Genomic DNA, 26,564 nt, shown 5'->3' on the forward strand with positions numbered 1-26,564 from the left:
TTTCTATTTAAAAAATTCTTCTTCTATTTCAGTAAACTCCTCTTGCTCATAGCATTTAATAGTTTTATCCTTTATCATAAAAATAGCTTGACAATGTTTGTATAGCACATCCGCTATATGTGAAGAGATAAACACGATACTCTCTTGAGACAAATGCTCTAGATACTTCATCAAATAATAATTAGCCTCTATATCTAGCCCATTAAAAGGTTCGTCTAGTATATACATCTTATACTCTTTCTGAAGTACAGCATTGAGATAGACCTTTTTCCTCATCCCTGTAGAGAATTCCTTGATTAACTTATCAGAAGGCAAGTCAAACAACAATTGATTCCCCAGTCCTTTTTGTTGTATTAAATGTTGGTAAAAAGTATAAAACTCCTCTGCTGTTAACTCATCATATACAGCAGGTTCGGCACTGCACCAGCCTACTTCTTGCAGAGAAAGAACCTTGTCTTTTAATTCAACAGTACCTTTATATTTTTCTAAACCAAGCATGCATTTAAACAGCGTAGTCTTTCCCTCTCCATTTTTCCCCATTACCCCATAAATACCAGGCTTATCTATAGTAAATTGAATGTCTTTTAGAACAAGATGATTACCATAGCTCTTTTCTTTAATATTTACTTTCAACATTCTTTATCTGATTTAATTGACGAATTGCTCGTTTATACAAAAAAGGCATCGCTAATAATGGCAAGCCAATTCCTATAAGACAACTTGCTATAAACAATTGATGTTTTAATTCACTTCTATAAAAACGATACTTTAGTATTGTATTACACATTGGTAAAATTAAAACTAATACTCCCCAAAACACATAGTTCCAATCAAAAGACATTGCTAACACCAATAGTAAAACAGGCATTATAACTAGTAAAGAATTAAACATCTGTCCTTTTACCTGCTCTTCCATATACTCTCTACCACTTAACACACTTGTCATAATCTCTGTTTCCCTTTCTCTTTCAAAAGTTGGTATCATTGTTAAGATTCCTGCCAAGACAAAACTCCCTATAACCAAGTTTTCATTGCTGTATCTCACTCCCATTATACTAAACAAGATCACCAGAGGTAATATCCATAACAATTTAAACTTCCTAAAACTAATCCTCCAAAAAGGATCAACTAAAGAAAAAGGATACTTAACCACAGTTGACTGTTTCTTGGGGATAAAAGATAAGAGGTAATATAACACGACTACACTCCCCATTCCCACATACTCTCGGTTCGCTATCAGCACAACTAAAAAAGGAAAACTATACAACAGATATTCAAACCACAATACTATCCGATAATGTTTATATACTTTTAATAATTCTATATCTGTTCTACTAGAGTGGTACAGAATAACATCTAAAAACACAAAATAAAACATCCCTTTTACTATAGCGTAATTAAAATAGGCTAATACAGCAGTACTTATATAGAGTCCACATATCAACGTCATAGCTACATAGTCTCCTTTAGACACATATTTTCTAAAACGAATATTTACTAAATAACCTACTAGAACTAGCATATACTTTTAATTATATCTCTAAGATAAGTAATTCTATTCAACACTTTATAACAACATTTATTGATTTATTTTAAGCAATTAAACTAAATCATTTAAATTGCTTATTCATTATTACAACATATTCTATGCAAGACTTCTTAAAACAAATTCACAGTTACTATTCTATCTCTGAAGAAACTCAAAAAGCACTATTGAGTATCTGTAAGATTGTGCATTATAAGAAGAATGACCTCGTCCTTAGAGCGGGTGATTTAGCTCGATATTATTACTATATCAGAGAAGGACTATTAGGGTACTACAGCATAGATGAGCAGGGCAATACGATTTATAAAATCTTCTTTGAAGAAAAATCTTTTGTTGCCTCCACCTCAGCTATTATAGAGCATAAGCCTAGTGATTTTAGCATTGTTGCATTAGAGGATACAGCCCTTATCATTTATCCAGCTCAAGAATTTAGAGATTTAGTACACCAATATCACGACCTAGCTTTATTTCAAATTAATTATTTAGAACGCAATTGGGTAGTTAAAAAAGAACCTCTAGAGATAAACCTTAAATGGGAATCTGCTAAACAACGTTATATAAAGTTATACGAGAACCAGAGATTATACAATCGTCTTAAACAACACCAGATAGCATCTTATTTAGGTATCACACCTACCCAACTGAGTCGTATTCGAAAAGAACTTAATTTTTAGTAAACATCAACATATGTAAATGTTTTTCATCTTTTTGTACAGCAACTTTGTAAAGTTATTTAAACAACAAAGAAGATGAAAACAACAATATTATCTAACCTATTTTTACTAATCACTTTTATTAATAGTCAAGCGCAGCAACTCAAAAAAGAAAATATCTTTAGCGCTAAAATGCAAAAAGAGATTGAAACTGTCATTATCACACCTATCGTAGAGAAAAGCAAAACGTATAAAAGCGTCTATATCCTTCATGGTTATAGTGGTAATCCTACACGTACCTATCAACAGGATATTCCTAATCTTCAACAAAAAGCTATAGAGAATAATACAATCTATATCTTAGTCAATGGGAATTACAACAGTTGGTATGTTGATAGCCCATTAAAAAAAGACTCTCAATATCAAACTTTTATTGGTGAAGAACTTGTAACCTATATAGACGCTCACTACCCTACTATTAAAGACAAGAACAGTAGAGGAATATTAGGTTGGAGTATGGGAGGTTATGGCGCTATTCACATTGGCACACATTACCCTAATACCTTCTCTATTATCGGTAGTAGCTGTGGCGCTTTAGATTTTAACCGCTTTGGAACAGGGTATAAAGGCTACCAAGTTGATCAAGTATTAGGTGAATTAAACACATTAAATCAAGCTTATTTTACCTTTAACAAGATTGATGTATTAGCTACTACACATCAGATGTTAATCTTAGACTGTGGTACAGAAGATGAGCAAATGATAGAAATGAATAGAGACTTTCACCAACACCTAACTGACCGTCATATCTACCACCTCTATACAGAATCACCAGGCGATCATATACCTGCTTATTGGAGTAAATCACTTAGTCACCAAATCAGTTTATTCGAAAACTTCTTTAAATCGATACAGTAACAAAAAAGTCGAAGCACTAACTTCGACTTTTTTTTATATCTTTTTATTAGTCACTGTGAACTGTTAACAGTACACTGCAAACCTACCCCTATCCCTCAAAATCACCACAATCGTGAATATCAAAAGACTCTAATAAGCTCTTTAATGTATAAAAGCCTGCAGGTCTATACAGTTCTTGATCGATTACCTGTCCTTTTACAGTTAATTGATACACAGGATAATCATCTACTCTTTCAAAAACGAACTCATTTAATGGAGTATATATGGTTATCGTTTTATCCTTCTCTTCTATTTTAGTAATCTTATAAGAGATTTGTGTTTGCAAATCACATGCATTCATCAAGTTTATCATCTCTCCGTCTATAATAATATTAGCAACATCGCAAGCGTAGCAACTACCTCCAAACTCTAATCCATACTTCTTAGTCACTTCTTTAGCCTCTTTATCACTAATCTCCATAGGAACCAATAACTCACTTTGTAACTGTTTTACTAGCTCGCTTTCAGAAACAGATACGGTCGTCTCCGTACCAGCCTGTTCTACAGCTTTCTCCTCAGTTGTATTATTCTGTTTGCAACTCATCGTTATAGCTACTATACATATCAGTATTAATGCTCTTTTCATACCTTCTATATTTTCAGCAAATGTAGATATTATTACAACTAAACAGCATCCCTATAAACAACTAATTTGCATACTGTCGTTTTATCTGATAAGGATATAGTTCATAGATAGCATTCGCTTCATTGATAGAGTATCCCTTCTTATTATACTTCTTGAATAGTTTAAAAGTTGCATCTGCTCCTTTATCATTCAACTTATCTTGACAAAGAGTCTTATAGAAGTATGCATCAGAGAACTCTTTATACTCCTTAATCGCCATATCAAAATAGTTAATTGCATCTTGATACAATTCTTGTTCATACTTGACAATCCCTAGATAAAACAAATCAACATGATGTATATCTTGAAATACTTCTTTCTGCTTCTCTACTGCTCTTAAAAAGTATTGTTCTGCTGTGTCGAACTCATTCAATTGTAAATAGGACAATCCGATATAAAAGGTATATGTATGATCCATTTCATACCTATCTCCCCAACGAGTTAGACATTCTTCAAAATCTGCAATTGCATCTTTATAAGTCTTAAGAAATACACACTTAATAAAAGCCCTATACGGCAAATAACGCTTCACATCATAGCGTACAGCTTTATCTAAATATTCCATACCTACCTCATACTTCCTATTTTTAAAATAAGGCATTGCTTTCTGTTGCCATAGATAAGCTATTGTGCTATCCTGCTTCAGCCCTTCATTTAAATTGGTTTGCCACTTATTCATATCTAAGTAGTAATTATACTGATGGGCTCCATTAGTAGCATATTGGGCTATAATACTATCCTGTTTTATTGCTTGCGCCTCACTAATTTGGCGTTCTTCAATATATTTATTCTTCTCTTTAGATGATTGACATCCTACTAATACAAATAATCCAAAAACAATAAAAGGGTATTTCATAACTATCTACATATAAATTAGTTATTTAAAGATACTCTTTTTTAACCCAGAATGAGCGATAGACATATAAACGAAAAGGAATTATACAAAAGAGGTCTGAATTAGTGATAAAAGCATACTATAGTATGATTTTAGAGCTAATGAAAGAGATATAAAGTAGAATTGCTTTGTAGTATTTGGCTAATGCTTAATCTGGGTTTAACTACTTATTCTTCTTTCTGCATGATTTCTATCTTATACATAATCAAATCTATCGCTTCATTTCTCCAGATAATATCTCCATACTCTACGATAGCCTCACTATCTATAAAAATTCCTGTAGGACTACTCCAACACAGCCATGCAATCATTTCTTCTCTTGTCCACGTAGACAATTCTTTTTTGATCTCCACTGGAGACATACTACAAATCCTATAATTAGGATGTAAGTGAGCTTCTATATCCATAACTAAGTATTTTAAAACTAAACACTTATTCATCATCAAAGAACATTCCAAATCAATGAATAATATCAAAATAATTATCTTTTATCCACAAAAAAAGCACTGTCATAAACAGTGCTTCTCTTCTAGTATATCTTTTAAAATGCTTATATCTCATTGATTTTTTTGACAATCAACTCACATGTATAATCGCTAATTGCTTTAATATCCTTAGTTTCTAATTGTTGATCATACTCTTTTTCGAATACTGTACCATTACCTAAGTCTATCATATAAGTCAATTCAGTAAACACACAAGCTAAACCTACTTCTATAGCTTCTGCTCCTTCTATTAGTTTGAATCCATCTAAACGGATAATAGATTGTATTCCTTCAGCTCTATCCCATACAATATTTGGGTTATCTAAATCTATTTCATTAGAACTTTCTTCTTCTACTTCATCCTCTTCTGTAGATAACTCATCCTCATTAGTTTCTTCTTCAGTAGTAACGCTTTCTTCTTTCTCACTAGTCATAGACTCTTCCACTACTACTTCCTCTTCAGTAGTCATAGACTCATCTTCTTGGTGCTCTATAGTATCAGAAAGTAATTCTTCCTCCACTAATTCTTCTAACTCCTCTTCTGAAACATCTAAAGTATACTGTCCTATGATCTCATCAAATAAGTCTCCAAAACTCTCCGTTACATTATTTTCTACTTCTGTAAATAAAGGACGTATCGAATGCGTAAATATAGACTCTAACCAGGCAGCTGATTTCACCTTACTCTGTTCTTCCTCTTTCGCTTTTAATTGACGCTTAAGCATCTCTATTTGGTTGTAGAACTTCTCAGATTCTTCAATAGACTTCCCTTCTTGAATATCTACCACCATCTGTTGCGAACGAAGAATTTGTTGACCGATATGACCAAACAAATCATCTTTAGCTCCCTCATAGCATAATACATCTGCAAGGTATTGTTCATACGCTTTGTTCTCCTTATCTGTAATCCAAAACGGAGTATATACGAATGCAATCAAAATCTGATTACTCAGCATACGTGCGATAATTCTATTCCCTCTATCAAAAGGACTAATCTTTAAGAAATCAACATGAAAGTTTAATGCCACATCGATAGGGTGCGGTGCATATTTCTTTCCTTTCAGTATGTAATCGATAGCCTCATTCGTACGATTGATCAGCTCCTTCATCTCAGCTTTGACCTCTGCCACTCCCGTATAAAGATATTTATCCCCCTTATAAGTAACCATCTCATTAGGAAATTGTTTCCATTGCCCTGTCGTTAGTTTCTTCTCTGCATCTTCTTCATACATCAGCTTAGCGTGAAGCTCTTTGATATACTTCTCAGACAGATGCACCTCTACTAACCCTCCACCTAACATATCTTTTAAGACCTCATCATGCTTCTTTATTTCCATCAAATCACGAAGAGGCTTATTCTCCACATTCACCATTCCCGCAATCATGCTGCGTATCTCTTCTTTAGTCAGTATATTTCCCTCTGTACCGTTAGAGTAATAGTTACACTCTAATCTATACTTCTCTGACAGCGTTACAAATTGCTCACTATTCAATCCTCCTAGTGCCTCTACCTGTTGCTGTAAGTTATCTATCTTTATTTTTACCTCTGTATAAGTCATCTTCACTGATTAATTTAAATCTATATACCTGATTCTATTTACCTTATAAAACTCAGCATATACAACCTTGCTATTTCTAATCTCACACCCTTTATCTATCACAAAATACAAATAGCTAAACAGCCCTCTAAGTCCTATTGTTTACTACAAAACAACCTTCTTATGAACTGTTTCTTTTCGGCAGGCGAAGTTAAGAATTATCCCTCATCCTAAAAAATCATGTAGTATACTATTTAGATAATATTCTGAGAAAAAATAAGCTATTAAACCTCATGCTATAAATCATAGCAACTTATCGATTTCATTAGGTTTTAACGATAAAAACAATGTATTTTTGTAACCAATGTATAAGGTTGTATAAGATGGTTACAGAAGAATATATATCATTAGCAGAAGCTGCAGAGCTTTTGGGTAAGAGTAAAGAAACATTAAGACGTTGGGATAGAGATGGCAAGTTAGAAGCCGTTAGAGAACCTATCACTGACTATCGCGTATATAAAAAATCGGATATACTTACTCTTTTTGGAGATTTTATATCAGAGACAGATACTACCAACCTAAATCAAGTAGAGCCTGATCACACCTACAAAGTATTAGAACTATTTGCAGGTGCAGGTGGTTTAGCTATCGGCATGGAGAAAGCAGGTTTTAAATGCGTTGCTTTAAACGAAATAGACAAATATGCTTGTCAGACTTTACGTTTAAACAGACCACACTGGAATGTATTAGAAGGAGATATCAAAAACTTTTCTTTTGCAGCATACCAAGGTCAAGTAGATGTAGTCACTGGTGGGTTTCCATGCCAGGCATTTAGCTATGCAGGTAAACGTCTTGGTTTAGAAGATGCAAGAGGAACACTATTCTATGAGTTTGCACGTGCAGTACAAGAAGTACAACCTGCTATCTGCATTGGGGAGAATGTAAAAGGCTTATTAAATCATGACAAAGGAAAAACCCTTGAAGGCATGATGTCTATCTTAGACGAGATAGGGTATAATGTTGTCCCTGTTGAGGTATTAAAAGCTATTCACTACAACGTTCCTCAAAAGAGAGAACGCCTAATCTTAGTCGGAATACGCAAAGATATCCCTCTGCCCTATCACTACCCAACAGCCTCTAAGAAAATATATACTTTAACGGATGCTTTAAAGAAGGGAGAACTATTCGATACAGATGTTCCTACTTCTAATGGAGTAAAATATCCACAAAGCAAAAAAGAAGTATTAGACTTAGTACCTCCTAAAGGGTACTGGCGTGATCTGCCTTTAGAGATTCAAAAGGAATATATGGGAGGTAGTTTCTACCTTGGTGGAGGTAAAACAGGTATGGCAAGACGTATCGGATGGGACGAACCTTGTCTTACGCTAACGTGTAGTCCAGCTCAGAAACAAACAGAACGCTGTCATCCTGATGAGACTAGACCATTCACAGTACGTGAGTATGCCCGAATCCAAACCTTCCCTGACGAATGGCAATTCGCAGGCTCTATGGCACAGCAGTACAAACAAATCGGTAATGCAGTACCTGTCAACTTAGCAAAAGAGGTAGGATACTCTATCATCAATTTCTTAAACAGATACTATAAAACAAAAGAGAGGAATTAATTCCTCTCTTTTGTTTTATAGTTTATCAAAACCGTTGTAATACTTATAGTTATCTGAAGTAATCTGATCTAAGATACTTCGCTTACTTTCCTTAATATCTTTCTTTATTTCCTCTAAAGCAGAATTAGACTCATCGTTATCAGCTACACTTAGCGAATTTTTATAATCTTTAATCACACGAGGCAAAGCAGTATATAATTGATACAAAGCATCTTCTTCTCCAGTTAATAAAGCATAGAACTGATCTCCCGATATTTTATACACTCTACTGTGACTGTATTCTTTACCATTAATATCTCCTTTCCAGTGTTCATTAAAGCTGTCTTTAGCTAATATCTGTACCCAATAACAGTTCGCCTTTTTATAATCATCTGCATATCGTGCCAACTTCTGAAATAGCGCCTCAGAAGAGCTACTATTCATCGTATTGTGTTTATTCTTTATATCTGCGAATAGCGTATCGTCATCTGCTTTTATATCAAAACCACTTAACTTCCCTACTTGATACCCCTTTATTCCACCCAATACTTGCTCGTGAAATGTACCGATAGAATTATTAATAGACTTATCTACCTGACGCAATATCTCTGACTGTATTAGGTCTACTTCATTCATCTCATTAAAGTGTGCGTCAAAAGTCAACTTAAAAGTATCTACCTTATTCTTATAAAAACTCTGCTTAGACACATTGCCCTTTGCCTTAACATACGCCTGATGTAATGCTGCTATACAACCTAATAAATGCTCATCTGAAACAAAACTGACATACTTATTCGCCATTATCTACTTTTTACCTTCTAATCAATCTTTCTTTTCAACCGAATCAATCATCGCATATATCTTTTCAGCTATGCATTCTGCCATTAAAGGAGGGACTGCATTACCTATCTGTTTAAAAATAGCTGTTCTACTTCCTTCAAAAAAATAATCATCAGGAAATGATTGTATTCTTGCTGCCTCCCTAACACTAAGAGACCTATTTTGTTTTATATCCGGGTGAATATAATAATGTCCATCCATTGCTATATGTGCAACAACTGTATGAGATATACCTTTACCATTTACAACTTGAAAGCGATTTGTAAAAGACTTTAAATTCTTATGTGTTATCAATCTTTCAGGTAACTCTGTATAATTTAGTCTTTTTCCTTTATTCCACAAACTAACGGCCGTCTGATAGATTTCCAAATCTATTTTATTATTTGGGCGAACCAAATGATGAGTTAAAATATCCCATTCTTTGTTTCTAATCTTAGCCCAATGTAAATAATCTGTCGCTTCACTCTTATATTTTACAGCATTCATAGTTCCTTTTCCTTGACTCATTATAGGTAAGTCTTGAAACAAGTCTTTTAATACTTCATAAGAATATTCATTAGAATCAAAATCAGGATACTTAAATGGTAAATCTTCTCTCCAACCAATAATAATAACTCTCTTTCGATCTTGTAATACACCAAAATCTTTGGAGTTTAGAACTTTTTTATCATTCTGTGGCATATCCCACTTATAACCTGCTTTCTCTATCGCTTTAATAATATTCTCTAAATGAATACCATTTTTAGCAGATAATATACCTGGTACATTCTCAAAAACAAACATCTTTGGTTTATATCTTTTCAAAAACTCAACATAGTATTTATAAAGAAAATTACGTGGATCTTTCTTCATCTTTTCTGGATCTCTTGCTCTTCCAGCAACAGAATAAGCCTGACAAGGAGGTCCTCCTATAACTACATCTACTTCAGTAATGTTTAACCATTCTAATCTTTTATCTATCTTCTCGTAAATATATTCTAAACTATCTTTTGAGATCTCCTTATTAATAACAGAATCAATAACTTCATCAGGAATCTCATTCCAAAACTCTTCCTTTACTCTATTTTCATCTAATAAATACTTTCTATACAAAGCTTCATTACCAACTCTTCGCAAATAATAATATGCTGCTCTTGTCTTTAATGTATCAGAAGCGTCTTTATTCATTTCAACATGAGCTATAGGTACAAACCCCTTTCTCATAAATCCTTCTGAGAGTCCCCCTGCGCCAGCAAACAAATCAATATAATTCATAAAAAATTACTTATCAATTAAAGACTCATAAATTTCATCAACATCAAAATCAGGAGATCCTTGTCTTGAATAATAATATGAAAACCTTGCTACAATATCTTTAGTAAAACTGCTATTTACTGACGCTATTCGTTCAAATAATAAAGTACCTTCACAAAAATCTTTATTTTTTACTGTTTTCAATTTTTGAAAATTAATAAGCCCATCGCAAATATCTTGATATTTTGGTAAATAATGATATTTATTAGAATAGGAATTAGAAATTATTTTTTTTAAATCTGCCTCTGCATTTAAATATAGAGAATCTATTTTATCATCTTTGTGTATAATATTAATAAAGTTCTTCAAAATACCGTCCTTATCTTTAGACTCAATTTCTGCTAACAAAACTTCTTTTGCCTTTGACTGAGCTAAATCACACGATGGTGTTAAAACTATATATCGTTTTTCTGTTCCCTTTTCTATTATTACATCTCCAGTATAAACCTTACCCTTTATTGGAGGAGTTATATAGAATTCTGCTGCATGATATTTTTCAAAATCCGATTCTGTAGTTAATTCTAAATACTCTTGGACATGTAATAAAAAGAAACGTAACAATGTATTCTGCTTTTGTTCAGGAGTTCTTTTAGTGTCACCAATCCATAAATCCATTGAATTTGATAAATGATTCCAAAATATTTTATTGATATGTTGCTCTATCATTCCTTTTCTATTCAAAATATTAGTAATACCTGTATTATATATGTTAACAAATTCTTCGCAAAAATCAAATTCATCATCATCTCTTTTTCGAACCTTAAAAAAAGCAGTATCTCCATGCAAATCCGAATCAAGATTATGAGTAGTCCCTGATATTACAAATATAGGAAAACGTAAATTTTGTTTAATTTCTCTAATAACCTCATTACCTGAAGAATCATTTCCACCTGAATTTTTCAAATCTAAATCAACTATTGCTCCATCAAAAATTCTATTAGTATTACTTAGTAGATTTAACGCATTATCTTTATCCGACTCTATTGTAAGATTTATTTCTATATTTGACTCTCCATACTGATTAAAATATTCTATCCTTTGTTTATAAACATCTTGAACTGTGATGTCATCCTCTACGATTAACAAATCTAAACACTTCTTTTGACTACTCATTTTTTACTTTTATTTCGATTCTAAAATAAACTCCTAAATCATTATTTATTGCTATCAACTTACCATTTAACCTATCAACTGCTTCTCCTGAAATAGCAAGTCCTAATCCAGTACCATTTAGTTTTTTAGTATACCCGGGTTCAAAAATTATATTACTTTTTACTTCATCTTTTGTTAAACCTGGTCCATTATCTTTATAATCAATAACAATACTACCCTCTTTCTCAAATACATCTATAATAATAAATTTTTCAGACTGGGTACTTACCCCTAACCAATACAAACTATTCTCCAATAAATTTGTTAAAGCTATAAATAGATCTTCACTTTGCCCAAATAACTCTAAAGATGCATCACAACTAATATTAACTTTGATCTTAGATTCGTCCAAAGAATTATGAAAAATTGAGATCGCGTCCTCAATAATACTTATCACTTTAAAGTTTTGATTTACACCTCTTTTATATCTTGCTAAAGGACTTACTCTATTAAAAAGATTACTAATTCTTTTACTATTAACTTTAAAATTATTAACACTAACAACTAAACGATCTAAAACACTATCGTCTTTAGTCTTTTTAAAATAGTTAATTAAAGTATCAATATTTTTATACTCTGAATTAAAAAACTGTAATGGTTTTCTTCCCTCATGTATGATAAATGTTACAATCTTTCCTAAAGTTGCTTGTCCTTGATAAATCGCTACAATATTCTCTACTTCTTGTCTAAGTTTTTCTTTTGATTGCTCTTCATTATCAAGAATTGTATTAATCTCATCTATTGTCTCTTTTGAAACGTTTAATTCTTTTAATTTAGCCCCTATTGTGGTCTTTACATCATTTAAACTAAATAAATCTTTAATTTTATCATTAACATTGGTATTTCTACTTTTTTTACTTTTAGTTCTTATACTAAATCTTCTGATCTCTAATTCTGCCAATACTTTTTTAGAAATTTCTTTTAATCCTTGATAATTCTTATTTTCTTTCAATCCATCACGTGCACTTTTTTCTTCCAATCCAGATAATTCTTCTGATTCAATAATTACAAATCCGACAACTTGATTATTACTCAATTTTTGTGTCATATTTTGAATTCTATCTTTATCAAGATCTAACCAATCCACTCCTTTGTTACCATAAGGTCTAATTCTAAAAGAATTCTTATATATATTAACACCATAAATTTCATTTAATAGTCTGCGAGCTTCCTGCTTACCTATACCTCTTCCAGTATTTCTATCAATAAGTCCTTTACTAATTAAATTTTCTATAGCATCAGGTTCTCTATCAAAAACACGATAATCAAAAGTTATATTTCCACAATATTTACCATTCTCTTGTAATACTATCTGCTTTTCAATTTTCTCAACTTGTTGTGCATCTGGATTTGTATTATCTATAAACTCCAACTTCATTCTCCCTATATTATCAACAACTCCACTTATCCTATAATCATAAAAGTCTATTATAGAAGATGATAATATTTTCATTTCTTGAGTAAAATCTTGAAAAGGGCTACTAATAAAATCTACAACAATTTCAAACTTATCATCCGTAAATTTTTCAAATGGAGATAATAATTTACTCAGCTCTTGAAGTAACAGCTTAATTGTTGTCTGATCCCACACAGATACTTTAAGATCATCAATATCATTAACTGCAGACATGATTAATGTAGTCCCACTCATTTCATCAGTAAACCTTGACTCTACAAGTAAATCAATATTTTCTAAATAGTCATTTGAATTAAAAAGTCTCCAGTCTATAACAATAGTTGATTTTTCTTTATCCTTACTAACGGAAGTCATTGTCATTTCTTGTCCTAAAATAGAAGCTGCAAATCTTCCTATACCTTTTCTTCCTTGTAAAGGTCGCTTTTTATATATACTATATTTTCTTTCTAATTTATCATTAGTCGCAGGTACAAGCCATTTATTTACAATTGTATCAAAACTCATCCCATGACCATCATCGCTAACCGTTATCTTTAGATTATTAATTCCCTCACTATAATCGAATATAATTTTAACATTTTCTGCATCAGCATCATAAGAGTTTTTCACCAATTCTATTAATGCTGAATATGAGTCTCCTATTAAATCCCCTCCTATTGTATGAACAATTCTTGCTGCAGGTCTTATTTTATAAAAACCATCTTTTATTGTACTTGCTTCTATATTATTACTATCATCCATATTATTTAAACTTTTAAAAGTTAAAACCACTTTTCATACTTATAATTATATTTTATAACCTTTTTACCTTTCTTTTTGTTACAAATTTCACATAATAATTGAATATTAGTAACATCATTTATACCTCCTTCATACAAAGGAATAATATGATCAAAATTCTCTGTATTATCAAGACTAAGTAAGCCGCTTAAATCTTTATTACAACAGCGACATTTTCCTCTATCACGAAAGAAAACACTTTTTCTTACCCACTTTGGTATAGTTTTTCTCTTTAGTACTCCATCCTTCTTGAAATATCCCTGATTTTCTACCTCATGATATTGTATTTTACTAAAATTTATACTATTTGAAATTACATAATTAAATTTAAAAAGAACGTCTAGGTTATTAAATAATATAAAGAAAATCTCATCTGACATTTTATCTAGTAATTCTTGATAAGAACCATAAAAAAACAATTCTTCAAAATATCTATATAAACTATCATCCAATACATGTTCACTATCTTTTTCTATTTCTTGTTCTTTTACCCAATTTTGAAAAGATGTGTATGGTAATCCATAATCATCAAAAGCAAACTCAATCCACAATTTTTTATTTTGACTTAAAACATTTTTAACATCTATGTTTTCTAAATCCTCAAAAACGATATAATCTATAATAAATACTATAAAGCTCTTAAAATAAGATTCTTTAGGAAATGGAACACAAAAGTTATCAGTCATACAGAAATTATCTAACCCTCTAAGATATGGCTCTGTATTATGTAAAATGTTAGAAATAATATTAGCATAATAATATGTCTCAAAAAATTGTAATTCAAATAAGTTTGTCCTCATGATTTTGTAATCTACACAAATATAACCAATCTCTAAATCTACCTAATACGGTTTTCCGTAATCACTATAAAAAAGCATATCAATTATCAACACTAACTACCTATAAAAACTATAACCAACATCAACTCCCTCCCACCCATTCAAAAATTACACCCTATTTTATTCTTCAAAAAAACACCCTACCTTTCACCATATCAAAATATTACATAAATAATACGTTCTTTTATACTAAGCAGTTATGTATAGATGAAGGCAGAGTGTATCTAGCTTTAAGTGAAGTTCTTCAACACTTCTTCAACAATACCCCAAGATTGCTCTAGGAGAGAGGTAGTTTGTTGAAGGAATCTTGAGGAAGTATTGACGAAGTGTTGAAGAAATAAGAAGTTTTCTACACATACGATAGTATCACAAATCAAATTTTTAAAGCGATATATCCTCCTTATTTACAGATAATATATTTGATTTCTTTATTTTATAAACAACTGATTATCTATACCTTGTATAAAACTAAAAAACGATAATTATGGCAGAAATTAAAGAAGGTATCCTAGGTGGTGTACAGGGTAAGGTAGGTACAGTAGTTGGGTATAAGTACAGAGGAAAGAATATAATCAGGAGCTTAGCGCCAAAAAGTAAAAAGGAGGCTAGCGAGAAACAAATTATACAGCGAAGTAAATTAACGGTAGTGGTCAAATTCTTGAAAGAGATAAAGGGCTTCGTCAATATGCATTACCCTGTTTTGGAGACAGAGGATAAGACTAAAACGGGCTATGATCAGATTCGATCTGAGATTATGAAGAACGGAGTATTGCTGATTGATAATATGATTCATATTATTCCTCAGCGTGTATTGCTATCCATAGGGGTACTAACTCCTGCAGCGATACAGAAGATTAGTTTTTTAAAAGATAATAAGGTAAAAGTCAAATGGGATGATTCATTCATTAATTCGTTGACGAACACTGATGATCAATTGACGATGATTGCTTTTAACGATGAGCTAAACACCTTCTATATCGCTGAGAATATCGGCAAAAGAGCCGATAAATACACTCATTTTGAGCTTCCTGCTAATTGGCAGACGGGTACTATTCACTTCTGGAGTGTGTGGAAATCTGCTAATCGTGCTATGCATAGTACTAGTGTATATCACGCACCTATAGAGTTAATCCAAAAATGATATAAAGCAGCTAAAGTCACAAATCAATAAGCGATGCAATAAATAAGGTACTAAAACGTATTAGCTAGGATAGCATTCTTTATTCTAAGTTGATAAAGAATGCTATTCTTCTGCTATACAGTTGTATTTATTATGAGAAAAAAGGTTATGCTATTTCTAAAGCTTTGACAGTGCATTTCTACTTAAACAGCTAAAAAAAGAAAAATATAATTCACTAATTCCCATAAATCAAGTAGATAATATAGTTGGTCTCATATCAATCATGGCAAAATGAATAGTAAAAAATAGCTCACTAGATACAAGCGGTTCATTATTTACTATATTTCAACATCCTTATCACAACATTTAACAATAATCAATATTATTAAAACAAAAAAAGCACAAATTAACATCCATTTTTCAGCATAATGTCCAATAAACTCATCTAAAAGTCTTTTAAAGACAAGTTTATTCTGTTTAAACTTGATACATTTGCACCCTTTAGAAGTTTTACTTCTAAAAAATTAATATATTCGCAACAGAAGCTTATAATATATTTGCTTTAACGAATTAGGGAGTCGTCGAAAACTTCTAACAAAACACACCACTGATTTAGCCTATTAGAATGCCTCCTTTTATAGAGGCATTTTTACTTTATTTAGGGTTTATTTTGTATCATACACTTCTCATATAAGCTAAGAATATTTACACGTGGTACAACCGCTGATAATGGTTTATACTTTTGTTCTTCTTTATAATAAATATAAGCTTCTGTAAATCGCTGTACAAAATAAGCTGTTAAAAAAGAATCTTCTCTCTGTTCTTTCACTAAAAAAGGAGCTGCTTTTTGATTCGCAATAGTACATTTTTGTTTGAGTTGCGGTAGTGTACTGATACTGATATTGTGTTCTCTGACCAGATTTAGATTATAAAACTCTTCTGTCATCTCAGGTTCTATCGTTAGTTTGTCATTATTATTCACGCTGAAACTATACCTATATCCTTTCGCATCATCATGCTTTAATACAGTATTATACTCATATTGGAGAATATTGATCAGTTTGTCTTTATGCTCATTAGGAACAAAGACTAACTTCTGATTAGAGACTACTTCTTTATCTTCAGCCTCTCCTGTCTTTAGAATATCTACCGTGATATTGAGCTCTATACTCTTATTATAAACATAAGGTCGATCAAAGCTTATCACTGGATAAAAAGAAACATCAGCTTGATAATCCCAAGTATGCTTAGCAACACCTGATATTACAATCTCATTAGCTTCATTTAATATCGCTATACACACATTCCAATCAGACGTGCTCGAAGTCTGATAGGGAATAAGGTAAACAAAATGTGAGGCGGTAAACGTGCTTTCTTTAAGAGCTATATTATCAAAATCTACATATTGGTAATAGACATCAATGTCTAGATGAGTCATGATGAGCTCTACACTGTGCTGTAATTCATTGGATACTATCCCCTCAGCGTGTTTATCGATATATACGTGTTCTTGCCTAGCATAAATACAATTTATACCTGTAATGAAAAGAAACAAAACAATACGATCTAAAACCCTCATTAACTTAAATTAGACATCTATACAAACCAAATTAACTAATTTAACAAATATATACGTTTTTACTAAGCTAAAAACATATATACTCAAATAAATATTTAACATATTGAATTAAATTAATTCAAGGTTTTAAGCTTATTATCTGATTTGCGTTTATTGGGATAAAACTCGCTTACTATAGCAATTCATTATTTCCTTAAAAAGGGTTCTATATTGTCATATATTACAGTTAATCACAGAGAAGATTTAGCCTTATACAAGCTTACTTAGTATAATGTCTATAAAGTCTGAAAGAGAGAAAAATATAAATCACTAATGCATATAATAGCGATATTCTGCTATACATCCAGGTATAACTAATAGATTCTGTAAAAGAATATGTACTCCATGAAGCTTCCCTATCAATGAAAATACTTAGATCTTGTAAAAACCATAATCCCACTAGTAGCATACTGTGAATAATAATCTGAATACTAAAACGCGGAATCTTAATAATAAATACCAGCAATAACATATAAAATAAGCTAATGAATAAGGCACTTAGAAAGATATCTTGAAAGAAATTAAATGTAATATCCCTTGAAGGTTGATCTTTAAAACGATACATCGCTATACTAGTCTGTACAAAAGACATGATGATAAACAACAGTCCATAATACATGAGGTGCCCCCACTTCTTTCTTGTTTTTTGTTCTTTCTGGTTCATATAATTAAAAGTTTGTTTCTATATCTTGCACTAGCTAAAAAAACACAAAACCAATGTACGATAAACCATTTGATATTATAAAATTTTCGGCTGATAAACGCCAATATATCCCTGCTTCACTAGGGAGACAAAGTTGGATGAAAGAAACAGATGTACTACACACAGAGATAGACATTCCTCTAGGACAATCTCGTTATGGTGGTCCCGTAATTGACTTACCTCCTGGAGTAGATCATCCTCAAGGATTATACTATGCAGGCCAAATAGATTTGGCGTTATGTTCTCCACATGATAAAACAGGGTTATTACCAAAGACAGGGCAGCTCATTTTCTTTGCAGATATCCTAACTGATACGGGGAAGGTTATCTATACAGATGTACCTAATCATCAATTGGTAAGGCATATCGCAGAGCATGAGGACAATTTCTTCTATGGCGTTCTTATCAATGAAATCACTGCTGATACAGAGCCTTTCTCTGATCGATATAGAGAGCCTGAGGATGAATACGAAGAAGACGATGTAGATGAGAATGGAATGTACTGGGACTACTTCGGAGGAACCTATCTATCTAAAATATTCGGTATATTCACTCATTGTCAATTAGGTAAGGAAGAGGTAGAAGAGTTTATTTATTCTGATAAACTAGTACTGTGGCAGATAGGAGAGAACAACTTTAATGACGATGGAGTATTCAGTGTACTAATCAAAGAAGAGGACTTAAAAAACCTAAACTTTGACAACTGCGAATTCTATTGGGCACAGTCTTAAAAAGAGAAAAGTAAATACAACTTTAAAGATATCTCTTTGCTAAAATAAATTATCTTTAAGGCTAAATCAACCTGCAAATTATGACAATAAAAAGAACTTTATTAAGCTTGTTTATACTGGCTTCATTAACAAGTATAGCACAAGATAAAGAAGTTATTCCTTTCTCTTATAACAAGAATAATAATCAATATAAAGGGCTCTCTCCTATCACTAATGCTATAAAAGATCATACAATAGTAGCACTAGGTGAAGGAACACATGGTACTAAAGAATTCAATGATTTAAGAGTAGAGTTAATCAAGGACTTAGTCACTAATCACAACTATAGAGTCATCTCTTTTGAAAATGCTTATGGAGATACTTATATGATTAATAAGGTTATTAACTCTAATGGAGATCTACAAAAAGAGATGAAAACAAACTTAGTCTCGGTATGGCAAACCAAGGAGATAGCAAATCTATTCTTATGGATAAGATCTTATAACAAAAAGAATAAAGAAAAGGTTACGCTAACTGGTGTTGACACCAATTTTCTTCACAATAGTACTTTAATTCTATTAAGTGAAAAAGATTTAGCACGTAATAAAACATATTACGAAAGCTGTCTAAAGCTAGCTGAAGCAGCTAAGGTACTCGATTATAATTGGGCAAAATCCAATGATGAAACCTTTGAAAAAGATTATGACAACTTGATCAAAGTAGGTACACAGGCTTTTCAATTAACAAAAGAAATGACTACTAAATACGGTGATAAACTTTCTACAGATGCAAAGATTGCATTTTATAATTTAGAGCTAGGTTTTAGAATGTTATATGAGGTTGGTCAAAGAAATGAAAACTATACTCGAGATTATGCTATGGCTGAGATAGCGATGAGAACACAGTCTTTATATAACCAAAAGATGGTTATCATCGCTCATAATGGACACATCGGTCTTACTACATCTTTTATTGACCCAATGGGAGAATACATCAAAAAGCAATATGGTAATGAGTTTTACTCTTTAGCAACTTTTACTGCCAATGGTACCTTCAGTGCGATGAACGATAATATAGATGTAAAAGAAAGTAAATACGCTTCATATGACTTACCTACAGTACAAGATAATTCATTAGAACAACAGATGGAGCATTACACTGAGAAGAACTACTTTGTCAACTTTAAAAATACTCCTTCAAGTATATTTGATACACCTAAAAAAATGAATTGGATAGGGTATAAAATAATGACTCAAGAAGAACAAGCAAAATACATGACTATTCCTAATGTGAAACTAAGAGAACACTTCGATGGTTTTATCTTTATGAATACAACGAACGCTTCAGAACATTTTTAATTACTAAAAAATATACTATGGGAATGATTGGAAACCTGCTTCGAGTAAGTCAAGAAGAACTAACAAGCTATGTACAGGATAGCAATTTATTTGAAGAAAGAATCTACAAAGATTACGATGAGAACGATATAGATGAAGCTCTGGTAGATATAGACAAGTCTTGGGAAGCTATTGCTTTTTTATTTGCAAACAATGTAGATGACTACTTAGAACATCCATTAGCTATGGCAATATTTGGTTCACATACTTTAGATGAGAATCAGGATATAGGATATGGTCCTGCTCGTTTTGTTACAACAGAACAAGTCAAAGAAATACACAATCTACTGACTCAACTATCAAATGAAGAATTGAGAAAGAGGTTCTCTCCTCAAAAACTTAATGAAGAAGAAATATATCCTTCATTTTGGTCAGAAGCAGATAAAGAAGAAATATGGGAATACCTATCTGATAACATCAATACAATACGAGAGATTTATAGTACTGCAGCAAAAAACAATGAGGCTGTAATTACATTTATCAATTAAACTAAAAAAGCCTACTAAGTATTCTATTAGTAGGCTTCTTTAATTATTTCTTATCAATACATTTTACTAGTGATTCAAAAGCTTTAGTATCTATTTTTAGCTTCTTAAAGTCTGGTTCTTCAGGATCCAAAGCATTCATAGATTGATATATCCCATCTCGCTGAGGCTGTATAATAAACCACGACACTACACTTTCTACCATCTGTTGTTGTTTAGGATTATCAGATAGGTTATTTCGAACATACGCTTTAATGATCACAGTTCCTCCAGTGGTATCCTCTATTCTAACATGATAATCCTTATTGGGGTACTCAAAATCACTGTGTTTTATTACTTGAGCTAATTGTGTATTACAATCTTGCTTTGCTGTATTTGTCTTCTCTTTTGCGAATACACTTATACTACATACCAAAAGAAATAGGGTTAAATAACTTCTTATATCTTTTCTCTTCGCCATAAATCTCCAATTTTTATTTCTAACAAAGTAATCATAATTACTATAAGAAACGCTAAAAATTGACATTCATTATTTATAACATTCACTTTTAACACAATGTAGTCTATAAAAAAAACACTTCAATGATAATAATGAAATATTACACAACAACAACCTAAACCCACTCCGAAAGATGTACAATTCTTATCATTTACAGAAAAATACATTTTAATCAATATATTCTCTTTCTTAGTAAAAAAACAACCTTTTCTAATGTTCACTTTATAATTAAACAAACAAGGCCACTAACTCTTGTCAGTGACCTTGTTCTACATATTTTTATTATCTATTAATCCTCTTTACTTCCATCATCAGCCATTCGGACAATCTTAGGCGTAAACATCGCAACTACATCTACTAACTCTCCCTGTGCAGCCATCACCTGATGAATATCTTTATAAGCCATAGGAGCTTCATCTTTACCTGCTCCTATTAACTCAACACCATGATCTGACAACACCGCTTTTATATCAGCTACTTTTAGGGTCTTGATAGCTTGTGTTCTGCTCATTTGTCTTCCTGCTCCATGTGAAGCAGAGTTTAAAGCTTCCTCTTCTCCTTTACCTCTCACTAAGAATCCCGGTGCAGTCATAGAGCCAGGTATAATACCCATCACTCCTTTACTCGCTGGAGTAGCTCCTTTACGGTGTACAATAACCTCTCTACCTTGGTACATCTCCTTCCACGCAAAGTTATGGTGATTTTCTACCTTGGCTAATACCTCAGCACCTATAGCCTTAGTTAATTTATCATGAATAACCTCATGACAAGCAGAAGCATAATCACCTGCTAAGCTCATCATTGCCCAATACTCTTGTCCTGCTTCCGAATTTAGATCAAGGTAAGCCAAGTTCTTCGCCTCATAAGGTAACTTACAGATATCCTTAGCAATCTGAGTATATCTACCCGCTATAGTCGCCCCCATTCCTCGCGAACCAGAGTGTGTTAATAAAGCTAAGTAAGTACCTTTATCTATATTCAACACCTCATCTCTCTCCATGAACTCCATCAATCCCCATTCTACAAAGTGATTACCTCCACCTGAAGAACCCAATTGTTCCCAAGCTTTATCTTGTAAGTTCTTAATAAAAGGATTGAGATTAAACTCTCCTCTATCTAAGATATCGTGTTGTGCTTTATATTGTCCTTGGAATCCATGCCCTGCTCCAAACTTAGTATGCTTAACTAACTGCTCTTTTAGCAACTCTTCCATACCATAGAACTCCACACCTTTAATATCAAAAATAGATAACGCCATTCTACACCCAATATCTACTCCTACACCATAAGGTATCACAGCATTCTCAGTAGCCAATACTCCTCCGATAGGTAATCCATATCCTTGATGTGCATCAGGCATTAACGCACCTGCTACAGCCACAGGTAGCTTTACCGCAGTTTGCATCTGCTTAATCGCTCCGTCTTCTATATGATCAGCACCGTATACTGTATACCCTACAGCCTCCTCTCTCAGTGGAATAACCTCTTCTTCTACACGTTGTCCCACGCCTTCTATAATAGCGGTAGCCAACTTCCCAAATACCTTATCGTTTAAATAATCTTCTGCATTAGTAAGCACAGCTTTATAATGTGCTAACATCTCCACCTTCGTATAACCTGTTCTTTTCTTATTCGCTTTTAGAGCAATACCCAATAACTCTGTTTGTGGGTATCCTAAAACAATTAAATCATTTCCATTAATCGGTGTATTATCTTTCATAGTTTCTCAATTTACAGTCAACGGTTTACGCTGTGAACTGTAAACCGTCCACCGTTAACCAATTAACTAATTCTTAAAATATTTTATATAAGCTGTATTGTGATACTCCTCTTTTGTTTCATAAGCAATGAGTACCTTAGCCTGTTTACTTGTTTTATCTATTGTTGTTACTCCTCGTGTTGTTAAGAACACCAACTGTCCATCTTTTGTTTCTTCAATATTGGTCAATGGTTTAAACTCCTCTGTGATTGGGTAAGTTGCTAATTCTTTACCTTGAAAGTCTAATACAAACACCATAGTCATAGTGTACCCAATAAGATGCTCTCCTGATTTGTGCCAATTCACAATTTCTTCTGTTGAACCATAACTCCATTGCTCTTCACCTGTCTTAGCATTTAGCCCTATTAGAGCTTGAGCATCACTATCTGATTTGCGCACTTGTACTACATAAGTTTTTCCATATAGTGCTGTATTACTATCAGCATTAGTCGCTAACCTAGAGTATTCTTTAGACTGATATCTCCATTTATAAATAGACAAGTTGTCTTTAAAATTATTCTTTGGATCCATAATATCGTCATTGTCTCCCTTCACATCAGCATTCTCATTAAAGGGAATAGCATAGAACATACCGTCTTCTTCTCCAAAGTACAACGTTTCTCCATCACTACGCATCTGTGCGTATAACGGGCTGTCAAATGTGATACCGTCATACATGCCATAGCTCGTACCAGTTCCTTTCAGTGAATACTTGTTTAAGTAAATACCCGAATTAACGAATACCATCTCTTGACATAGAACCGGTTGAGAAAGATTGTACTTCGTCTCTATCCCTTCTATTTTATATTCACTACCATCTGTTTTATTAATCACATAGAAGTAAGGATCATTTCCTCCACCTATACTGACCATATACACCTTGTCTTGATACTGTAGAGGTTGACTCATAAAGTAAGGCTCTCCTCTGTCGGCTGCATTACTGCCTTCGTCGCCTACAGCCATATCCATTACACCAGTCTGAGGAGCTGTGAATACCCACTTCTCTTTCCCTGTTAGGATATCTAAAGCGACAAACTTACCACTCTCAAAAGGCATATATAGAGTAGTCTCATCGAAGTCAAACTTATTTCTGTTCCCTTCTTCATCCTGCCCAGAGGTATATTCCCACACTATTTTTTTATTATCTAAGTCAAAGTTGACTACCTTGCCACTAGAACTGAACACAACAGTCTGATTAGATACATTAACAACAGTATCTTGCGTCTGTTTATTCTGACACCCAAAAAAGGCAAATAGCGCTGTAAGTGATACTAAGAGTTTTTTCATATTGTTTTGTTGTTTTTAAACTGCTCGCAAATATATTATTTTTCACAATTCACTAAGCAGTGAATTAACTCACTTATTCAATAAAATCCTCTTATCTTTATCGTTCTATTCTCAGAATGAATGAAAGAACCCCGTCTATATGTTGACTTCAATGAAATGATAGATTTCAACATAGTACTACTCTCCCAAACGGACTATAAAACTGACTCCTTAGGTAACGTTATTTACAGGAAGGCAACAATGTACTAATCTATATGGATGATTCTGATGAATATGGCACTCCTGATAACTTACTCGCGGAAGGTATTGCTATCCTTAACCCAATACCTAACCACATTGCTAAATGGTGTTGCTTAATCAACGACAAGGGTATTTATCATGAGTCAGTTCTATAATACTTAACCATCTATCACGCTTATTTAGAATTGAGACACAATATCTTGCGCCTCTACAAAACCGCTAGTCATTCACCCATACAACTCCTCTCTTATCTCTACCAATACCTTTTCTGCCCTATCAAGGTCAGGTCGATTAGGCAAAGGCGAATCTACATACAGTCGTTCTACTTCTTCTTGTAACTCTGTTACCTTATCTAACAATTCTTCATAGCTATAATGTCCGGACTTTATCTTGAGCAATTCTTCTCTATACGGACTGCGTACTATAACTATACCCGTCATAAAGATGTCTCGCACAGTGAGCATCAGCCTGACCGTATGCATCATATTCTTACTGTCGTATCCACCAGCATGGCTCATTGTTGTCACATACCTTGCCTCGTTACGCTTTTCTACCCAATCCCAATACTCTTTGTACTTCTTGCAATGTGTAGAGTAATCATCTGCCTTGCACAGCAAATAAGCTGTTAGCTCTTCACCTTTAGCCACACTGCTCAGACTTACTTCATTCGAATTGTCATAACGCACTATCCCTTTATACCCCTTATCTCCTACCTTATCACAAAATAGTGCATAAAGCTCTTTTTGAGAAGACAGCTTGACCAATCCACATTGCCCTTGTGCTATCTCTTTCTTGTTGAGCCAATCTCTTAACGACATAGTTTGCACCCCCTCTAAGACATAACAGAAGTCGAGCAACTCTTTTCGCTCCTGACCCATTGGGTTAAACACTTTCTTATTTAATCCCTTAGCTTTCTTCACTTGACTCATTGCATATCCAGCAAAAGTATCTTTAGACAACTTAGACAGATAATCTCTCATCACTATCTTATCCATTACGGGATGCTTATACAGCACCATCTCATCAGGTGTAGCTAACAGTTCCAGTATATTAGGGTTATTCTTACTCAACAACTCTATAAAACGCCCTATCTCATAATACACGATATCATTAGTCTCATTGCTGATCTGTGGAAGGTAATCCATACCGTAAAACTGTTCTTTAGGCAAGTAATACACTCCTCTTATATCCGTATCCGAATCTTTAGTTGCTAAGCCATATGCCCTACTCCCACTTATACATTCGAACAGGAGCAATCCTCTGTCTTTCATCTCTGTTATTGTCATTGTCTTACCTCCTTTCTAAAAAACCTATTTACCAATTCATTGTCAAAACTTCCCTTGCTCTTTACCACTGTAACCTTAGACAAACTCTCATACAAGTCATACACATAGTCCTTTAACCTCGCATCCCAAGTGTACCAGTCCTTCTCAGTCAAGCCTTCTTTCTCTTTTATCAATAAGAGTATGTATGCAGTAAGCTTATCATCATTAACCACCTTTAGCAAGGGCTTAAACTCCATAGGTGCTATCCTATTAAACTCTACATTCCACTTAGCAGACAATAGTGCTCTAAGGATATAGAACAGTGTCTTGTACTTCACCTGCTCATCCGTATGCTCCAACAACATCTTCTTTGCTAAGCCCAGATAATGATGTGTATGTGTCTGTTGGCAATAATAGTCATGGCTCAATGCCCACATTGCTACTCTAAACCCTTCTGCCTCTTTATAAACAATAGGCGATTGTAACCACTCAAACACTGTTGTATTAGACTTAATTAGCAATACCAATACCTTCTTGATATCCCAAGCATTAAAGTCCCATACCTCATCTATCGGCATATCTATAAAATCACTTGTATCTACCACACTCAAATAATTATCTATCTTCTGCTTATAAACCAATCGAACATCGTAATCACTGTCCTCAGAAGCAAAACCCCAAGCTCTACTTCCTGACTCACACGCATACAATACTTCTATGTTATGTGACTCTTCTATTTCTTTTATCTTTTTTAATATTATCTCTTTCATAGCATTTTATCTTATTGATTCCTCACAAAACTACTTATTCACCTTTCATGCTTTTTTTGAAGTGACTATAATGAACTCATTTGACTC

General features: G+C 33.0%; 25 protein-coding genes. 7 read left to right on the forward strand and 18 right to left on the reverse strand.

The window, feature by feature from the left end:
* Positions 1 to 3 precede the first annotated feature (3 nt).
* Both BK054_RS02020 and BK054_RS02025 read right to left on the reverse strand, forming a co-directional pair.
* Positions 4 to 636: an ATP-binding cassette domain-containing protein gene (locus tag BK054_RS02020; RefSeq protein ID WP_006260321.1), complete on the reverse strand. Its 633-nt coding sequence runs from the start codon at positions 634 to 636 to the stop codon at positions 4 to 6.
* The gene (locus tag BK054_RS02025; RefSeq protein WP_006267005.1) at positions 617 to 1,522 is read right to left on the reverse strand and encodes a hypothetical protein; all 906 of its coding nucleotides are present in this window, start codon (positions 1,520 to 1,522) and stop codon (positions 617 to 619) included. The genes BK054_RS02020 and BK054_RS02025 overlap by 20 nt, the downstream gene beginning before the upstream one ends.
* 125 nt (positions 1,523 to 1,647) lie before the next feature.
* On the opposite strand from BK054_RS02025, the gene BK054_RS02030 reads away from it, so the two are divergent.
* Positions 1,648 to 2,220: a Crp/Fnr family transcriptional regulator gene (locus BK054_RS02030; RefSeq protein WP_006267004.1), complete on the forward strand. Its 573-nt coding sequence runs from the start codon at positions 1,648 to 1,650 to the stop codon at positions 2,218 to 2,220.
* A 75-nt stretch (positions 2,221 to 2,295) separates the two neighbouring features.
* A complete protein-coding gene (locus BK054_RS02035) occupies positions 2,296 to 3,117 on the forward strand; it encodes an alpha/beta hydrolase (RefSeq protein WP_006267003.1) in 822 nt (273 codons plus the stop codon).
* Positions 3,118 to 3,205: 88 nt separating this feature from the next.
* Here the strand turns inward: BK054_RS02035 and BK054_RS02040 are convergent, their stop codons facing one another.
* The 4 genes from BK054_RS02040 to BK054_RS02055 all read right to left on the reverse strand — a co-directional run bounded on the left by BK054_RS02040 (position 3,206) and on the right by BK054_RS02055 (position 6,720).
* The gene (locus BK054_RS02040; RefSeq protein WP_006267002.1) at positions 3,206 to 3,742 is read right to left on the reverse strand and encodes a hypothetical protein; all 537 of its coding nucleotides are present in this window, start codon (positions 3,740 to 3,742) and stop codon (positions 3,206 to 3,208) included.
* Positions 3,743 to 3,803: 61 nt separating this feature from the next.
* Positions 3,804 to 4,637 (reverse strand): tetratricopeptide repeat protein, encoded by an 834-nt coding sequence (locus BK054_RS02045; RefSeq protein ID WP_006267001.1) that lies wholly within the window; start codon positions 4,635 to 4,637, stop codon positions 3,804 to 3,806.
* A gap of 206 nt (positions 4,638 to 4,843) precedes the next feature.
* Positions 4,844 to 5,083, reverse strand: coding sequence for a hypothetical protein (locus BK054_RS02050; protein ID WP_006264452.1), 240 nt, complete (start codon positions 5,081 to 5,083; stop codon positions 4,844 to 4,846).
* Between the two features lie 143 nt (positions 5,084 to 5,226).
* On the reverse strand, positions 5,227 to 6,720 hold the full coding sequence (locus tag BK054_RS02055; protein ID WP_006267000.1) for a Fic family protein: 1,494 nt from the start codon (positions 6,718 to 6,720) through the stop codon (positions 5,227 to 5,229).
* Between the two features lie 362 nt (positions 6,721 to 7,082).
* Here BK054_RS02055 and dcm point away from each other — a divergent pair, with 362 nt between their 5' ends.
* Positions 7,083 to 8,324: a DNA (cytosine-5-)-methyltransferase gene (gene dcm, locus BK054_RS02060; RefSeq protein WP_006266999.1), complete on the forward strand. Its 1,242-nt coding sequence runs from the start codon at positions 7,083 to 7,085 to the stop codon at positions 8,322 to 8,324.
* A 15-nt stretch (positions 8,325 to 8,339) separates the two neighbouring features.
* On the opposite strand, the gene BK054_RS02065 is transcribed toward dcm, so the two are convergent.
* The 5 genes from BK054_RS02065 to BK054_RS02085 are packed head-to-tail and all read right to left on the reverse strand — an operon-like array spanning position 8,340 to position 14,585.
* Positions 8,340 to 9,104, reverse strand: coding sequence for an Eco47II family restriction endonuclease (locus tag BK054_RS02065; RefSeq protein ID WP_006266998.1), 765 nt, complete (start codon positions 9,102 to 9,104; stop codon positions 8,340 to 8,342).
* Positions 9,105 to 9,125: 21 nt separating this feature from the next.
* The gene (locus BK054_RS02070) at positions 9,126 to 10,397 is read right to left on the reverse strand and encodes a DNA cytosine methyltransferase (protein ID WP_006266997.1); all 1,272 of its coding nucleotides are present in this window, start codon (positions 10,395 to 10,397) and stop codon (positions 9,126 to 9,128) included.
* A gap of 6 nt (positions 10,398 to 10,403) precedes the next feature.
* Positions 10,404 to 11,549, reverse strand: coding sequence for a response regulator (locus tag BK054_RS02075; RefSeq protein WP_006266996.1), 1,146 nt, complete (start codon positions 11,547 to 11,549; stop codon positions 10,404 to 10,406).
* The gene (locus tag BK054_RS02080; protein WP_006266994.1) at positions 11,542 to 13,746 is read right to left on the reverse strand and encodes a sensor histidine kinase; all 2,205 of its coding nucleotides are present in this window, start codon (positions 13,744 to 13,746) and stop codon (positions 11,542 to 11,544) included. Before BK054_RS02080 ends, BK054_RS02075 begins: the two co-directional genes overlap by 8 nt.
* A 20-nt stretch (positions 13,747 to 13,766) precedes the next feature.
* On the reverse strand, positions 13,767 to 14,585 hold the full coding sequence (locus BK054_RS02085) for an HNH endonuclease (protein WP_006266993.1): 819 nt from the start codon (positions 14,583 to 14,585) through the stop codon (positions 13,767 to 13,769).
* Positions 14,586 to 15,108: 523 nt separating this feature from the next.
* Here BK054_RS02085 and BK054_RS02090 point away from each other — a divergent pair.
* Positions 15,109 to 15,765: a DUF6266 family protein gene (locus BK054_RS02090; RefSeq protein ID WP_006266992.1), complete on the forward strand. Its 657-nt coding sequence runs from the start codon at positions 15,109 to 15,111 to the stop codon at positions 15,763 to 15,765.
* A 637-nt stretch (positions 15,766 to 16,402) separates the two neighbouring features.
* On the opposite strand, the gene BK054_RS02095 is transcribed toward BK054_RS02090, so the two are convergent.
* Entirely contained in the window at positions 16,403 to 17,323 is a 921-nt protein-coding gene (locus BK054_RS02095; protein ID WP_006266991.1) for a hypothetical protein, read from the reverse strand.
* A 259-nt stretch (positions 17,324 to 17,582) separates the two neighbouring features.
* On the reverse strand, positions 17,583 to 18,026 hold the full coding sequence (locus tag BK054_RS02100; protein ID WP_006266990.1) for a hypothetical protein: 444 nt from the start codon (positions 18,024 to 18,026) through the stop codon (positions 17,583 to 17,585).
* A 53-nt stretch (positions 18,027 to 18,079) separates the two neighbouring features.
* Between BK054_RS02100 and BK054_RS02105 the strand changes: the two genes are divergently transcribed.
* The 3 genes from BK054_RS02105 (at position 18,080) to BK054_RS02115 (ending at position 20,660) form a co-directional block, all read left to right on the forward strand.
* Complete coding sequence (locus BK054_RS02105) at positions 18,080 to 18,796, forward strand: DUF1963 domain-containing protein (RefSeq protein WP_006266989.1); 717 nt, start codon at positions 18,080 to 18,082, stop codon at positions 18,794 to 18,796.
* Between the two features lie 80 nt (positions 18,797 to 18,876).
* A complete protein-coding gene (locus BK054_RS02110; protein WP_071306889.1) occupies positions 18,877 to 20,133 on the forward strand; it encodes an erythromycin esterase family protein in 1,257 nt (418 codons plus the stop codon).
* 17 nt (positions 20,134 to 20,150) lie between these two features.
* Positions 20,151 to 20,660, forward strand: a complete 510-nt coding sequence (locus tag BK054_RS02115; protein WP_006266986.1) for a YfbM family protein — start codon at positions 20,151 to 20,153, stop codon at positions 20,658 to 20,660.
* 43 nt (positions 20,661 to 20,703) lie between these two features.
* Here the strand turns inward: BK054_RS02115 and BK054_RS02120 are convergent, their stop codons facing one another.
* The 5 genes from BK054_RS02120 to BK054_RS02140 all read right to left on the reverse strand — a co-directional run bounded on the left by BK054_RS02120 (position 20,704) and on the right by BK054_RS02140 (position 26,477).
* Positions 20,704 to 21,117 (reverse strand): hypothetical protein, encoded by a 414-nt coding sequence (locus BK054_RS02120; RefSeq protein WP_006266985.1) that lies wholly within the window; start codon positions 21,115 to 21,117, stop codon positions 20,704 to 20,706.
* 328 nt (positions 21,118 to 21,445) lie between these two features.
* Positions 21,446 to 22,876 (reverse strand): RtcB family protein, encoded by a 1,431-nt coding sequence (locus BK054_RS02125; protein ID WP_006266984.1) that lies wholly within the window; start codon positions 22,874 to 22,876, stop codon positions 21,446 to 21,448.
* 66 nt (positions 22,877 to 22,942) lie between these two features.
* Complete coding sequence (locus BK054_RS02130) at positions 22,943 to 24,202, reverse strand: PQQ-binding-like beta-propeller repeat protein (RefSeq protein WP_006266983.1); 1,260 nt, start codon at positions 24,200 to 24,202, stop codon at positions 22,943 to 22,945.
* A gap of 467 nt (positions 24,203 to 24,669) precedes the next feature.
* Positions 24,670 to 25,728 (reverse strand): DNA polymerase beta superfamily protein, encoded by a 1,059-nt coding sequence (locus BK054_RS02135; RefSeq protein ID WP_006266982.1) that lies wholly within the window; start codon positions 25,726 to 25,728, stop codon positions 24,670 to 24,672.
* Positions 25,725 to 26,477 carry a DNA polymerase beta superfamily protein gene (locus tag BK054_RS02140; RefSeq protein WP_006260341.1) on the reverse strand — a complete coding sequence of 251 codons (753 nt, stop codon included), beginning with the start codon at positions 26,475 to 26,477 and terminating at the stop codon, positions 25,725 to 25,727. The genes BK054_RS02135 and BK054_RS02140 overlap by 4 nt, the downstream gene beginning before the upstream one ends.
* Between the last annotated feature and the right edge of the window lie 87 nt (positions 26,478 to 26,564).

The organism is Myroides sp. ZB35, from assembly GCF_001865835.1.
GTDB classification, from domain to species: Bacteria; Bacteroidota; Bacteroidia; order Flavobacteriales; family Flavobacteriaceae; genus Flavobacterium; species Flavobacterium odoratimimum.

Bases quoted from the DNA above. Each gene is read 5' to 3' on its own strand.
- BK054_RS02070 (WP_006266997.1), bottom strand. From the start codon at position 10,397: ATGAATTATATTGATTTGTTTGCTGGCGCAGGGGGACTCTCAGAAGGA.
- BK054_RS02095 (WP_006266991.1), bottom strand. From the start codon at position 17,323: ATGAGGGTTTTAGATCGTATTGTTTTGTTTCTTTTCATTACAGGTATA.
- BK054_RS02085 (WP_006266993.1), bottom strand. From the start codon at position 14,585: ATGAGGACAAACTTATTTGAATTACAATTTTTTGAGACATATTATTAT.
- BK054_RS02105 (WP_006266989.1), top strand. From the start codon at position 18,080: ATGTACGATAAACCATTTGATATTATAAAATTTTCGGCTGATAAACGC.
- BK054_RS02030 (WP_006267004.1), top strand. From the start codon at position 1,648: ATGCAAGACTTCTTAAAACAAATTCACAGTTACTATTCTATCTCTGAA.
- BK054_RS02125 (WP_006266984.1), bottom strand. From the start codon at position 22,876: ATGAAAGATAATACACCGATTAATGGAAATGATTTAATTGTTTTAGGA.
- BK054_RS02035 (WP_006267003.1), top strand. From the start codon at position 2,296: ATGAAAACAACAATATTATCTAACCTATTTTTACTAATCACTTTTATT.
- BK054_RS02075 (WP_006266996.1), bottom strand. From the start codon at position 11,549: ATGAGTAGTCAAAAGAAGTGTTTAGATTTGTTAATCGTAGAGGATGAC.
- BK054_RS02040 (WP_006267002.1), bottom strand. From the start codon at position 3,742: ATGAAAAGAGCATTAATACTGATATGTATAGTAGCTATAACGATGAGT.
- BK054_RS02100 (WP_006266990.1), bottom strand. From the start codon at position 18,026: ATGAACCAGAAAGAACAAAAAACAAGAAAGAAGTGGGGGCACCTCATG.
- BK054_RS02115 (WP_006266986.1), top strand. From the start codon at position 20,151: ATGGGAATGATTGGAAACCTGCTTCGAGTAAGTCAAGAAGAACTAACA.
- BK054_RS02090 (WP_006266992.1), top strand. From the start codon at position 15,109: ATGGCAGAAATTAAAGAAGGTATCCTAGGTGGTGTACAGGGTAAGGTA.
- BK054_RS02025 (WP_006267005.1), bottom strand. From the start codon at position 1,522: ATGCTAGTTCTAGTAGGTTATTTAGTAAATATTCGTTTTAGAAAATAT.
- BK054_RS02050 (WP_006264452.1), bottom strand. From the start codon at position 5,083: ATGGATATAGAAGCTCACTTACATCCTAATTATAGGATTTGTAGTATG.
- BK054_RS02055 (WP_006267000.1), bottom strand. From the start codon at position 6,720: ATGACTTATACAGAGGTAAAAATAAAGATAGATAACTTACAGCAACAG.
- BK054_RS02140 (WP_006260341.1), bottom strand. From the start codon at position 26,477: ATGAAAGAGATAATATTAAAAAAGATAAAAGAAATAGAAGAGTCACAT.
- BK054_RS02020 (WP_006260321.1), bottom strand. From the start codon at position 636: ATGTTGAAAGTAAATATTAAAGAAAAGAGCTATGGTAATCATCTTGTT.
- dcm (WP_006266999.1), top strand. From the start codon at position 7,083: ATGGTTACAGAAGAATATATATCATTAGCAGAAGCTGCAGAGCTTTTG.
- BK054_RS02135 (WP_006266982.1), bottom strand. From the start codon at position 25,728: ATGACAATAACAGAGATGAAAGACAGAGGATTGCTCCTGTTCGAATGT.
- BK054_RS02045 (WP_006267001.1), bottom strand. From the start codon at position 4,637: ATGAAATACCCTTTTATTGTTTTTGGATTATTTGTATTAGTAGGATGT.
- BK054_RS02110 (WP_071306889.1), top strand. From the start codon at position 18,877: ATGACAATAAAAAGAACTTTATTAAGCTTGTTTATACTGGCTTCATTA.
- BK054_RS02080 (WP_006266994.1), bottom strand. From the start codon at position 13,746: ATGGATGATAGTAATAATATAGAAGCAAGTACAATAAAAGATGGTTTT.
- BK054_RS02120 (WP_006266985.1), bottom strand. From the start codon at position 21,117: ATGGCGAAGAGAAAAGATATAAGAAGTTATTTAACCCTATTTCTTTTG.
- BK054_RS02130 (WP_006266983.1), bottom strand. From the start codon at position 24,202: ATGAAAAAACTCTTAGTATCACTTACAGCGCTATTTGCCTTTTTTGGG.
- BK054_RS02065 (WP_006266998.1), bottom strand. From the start codon at position 9,104: ATGGCGAATAAGTATGTCAGTTTTGTTTCAGATGAGCATTTATTAGGT.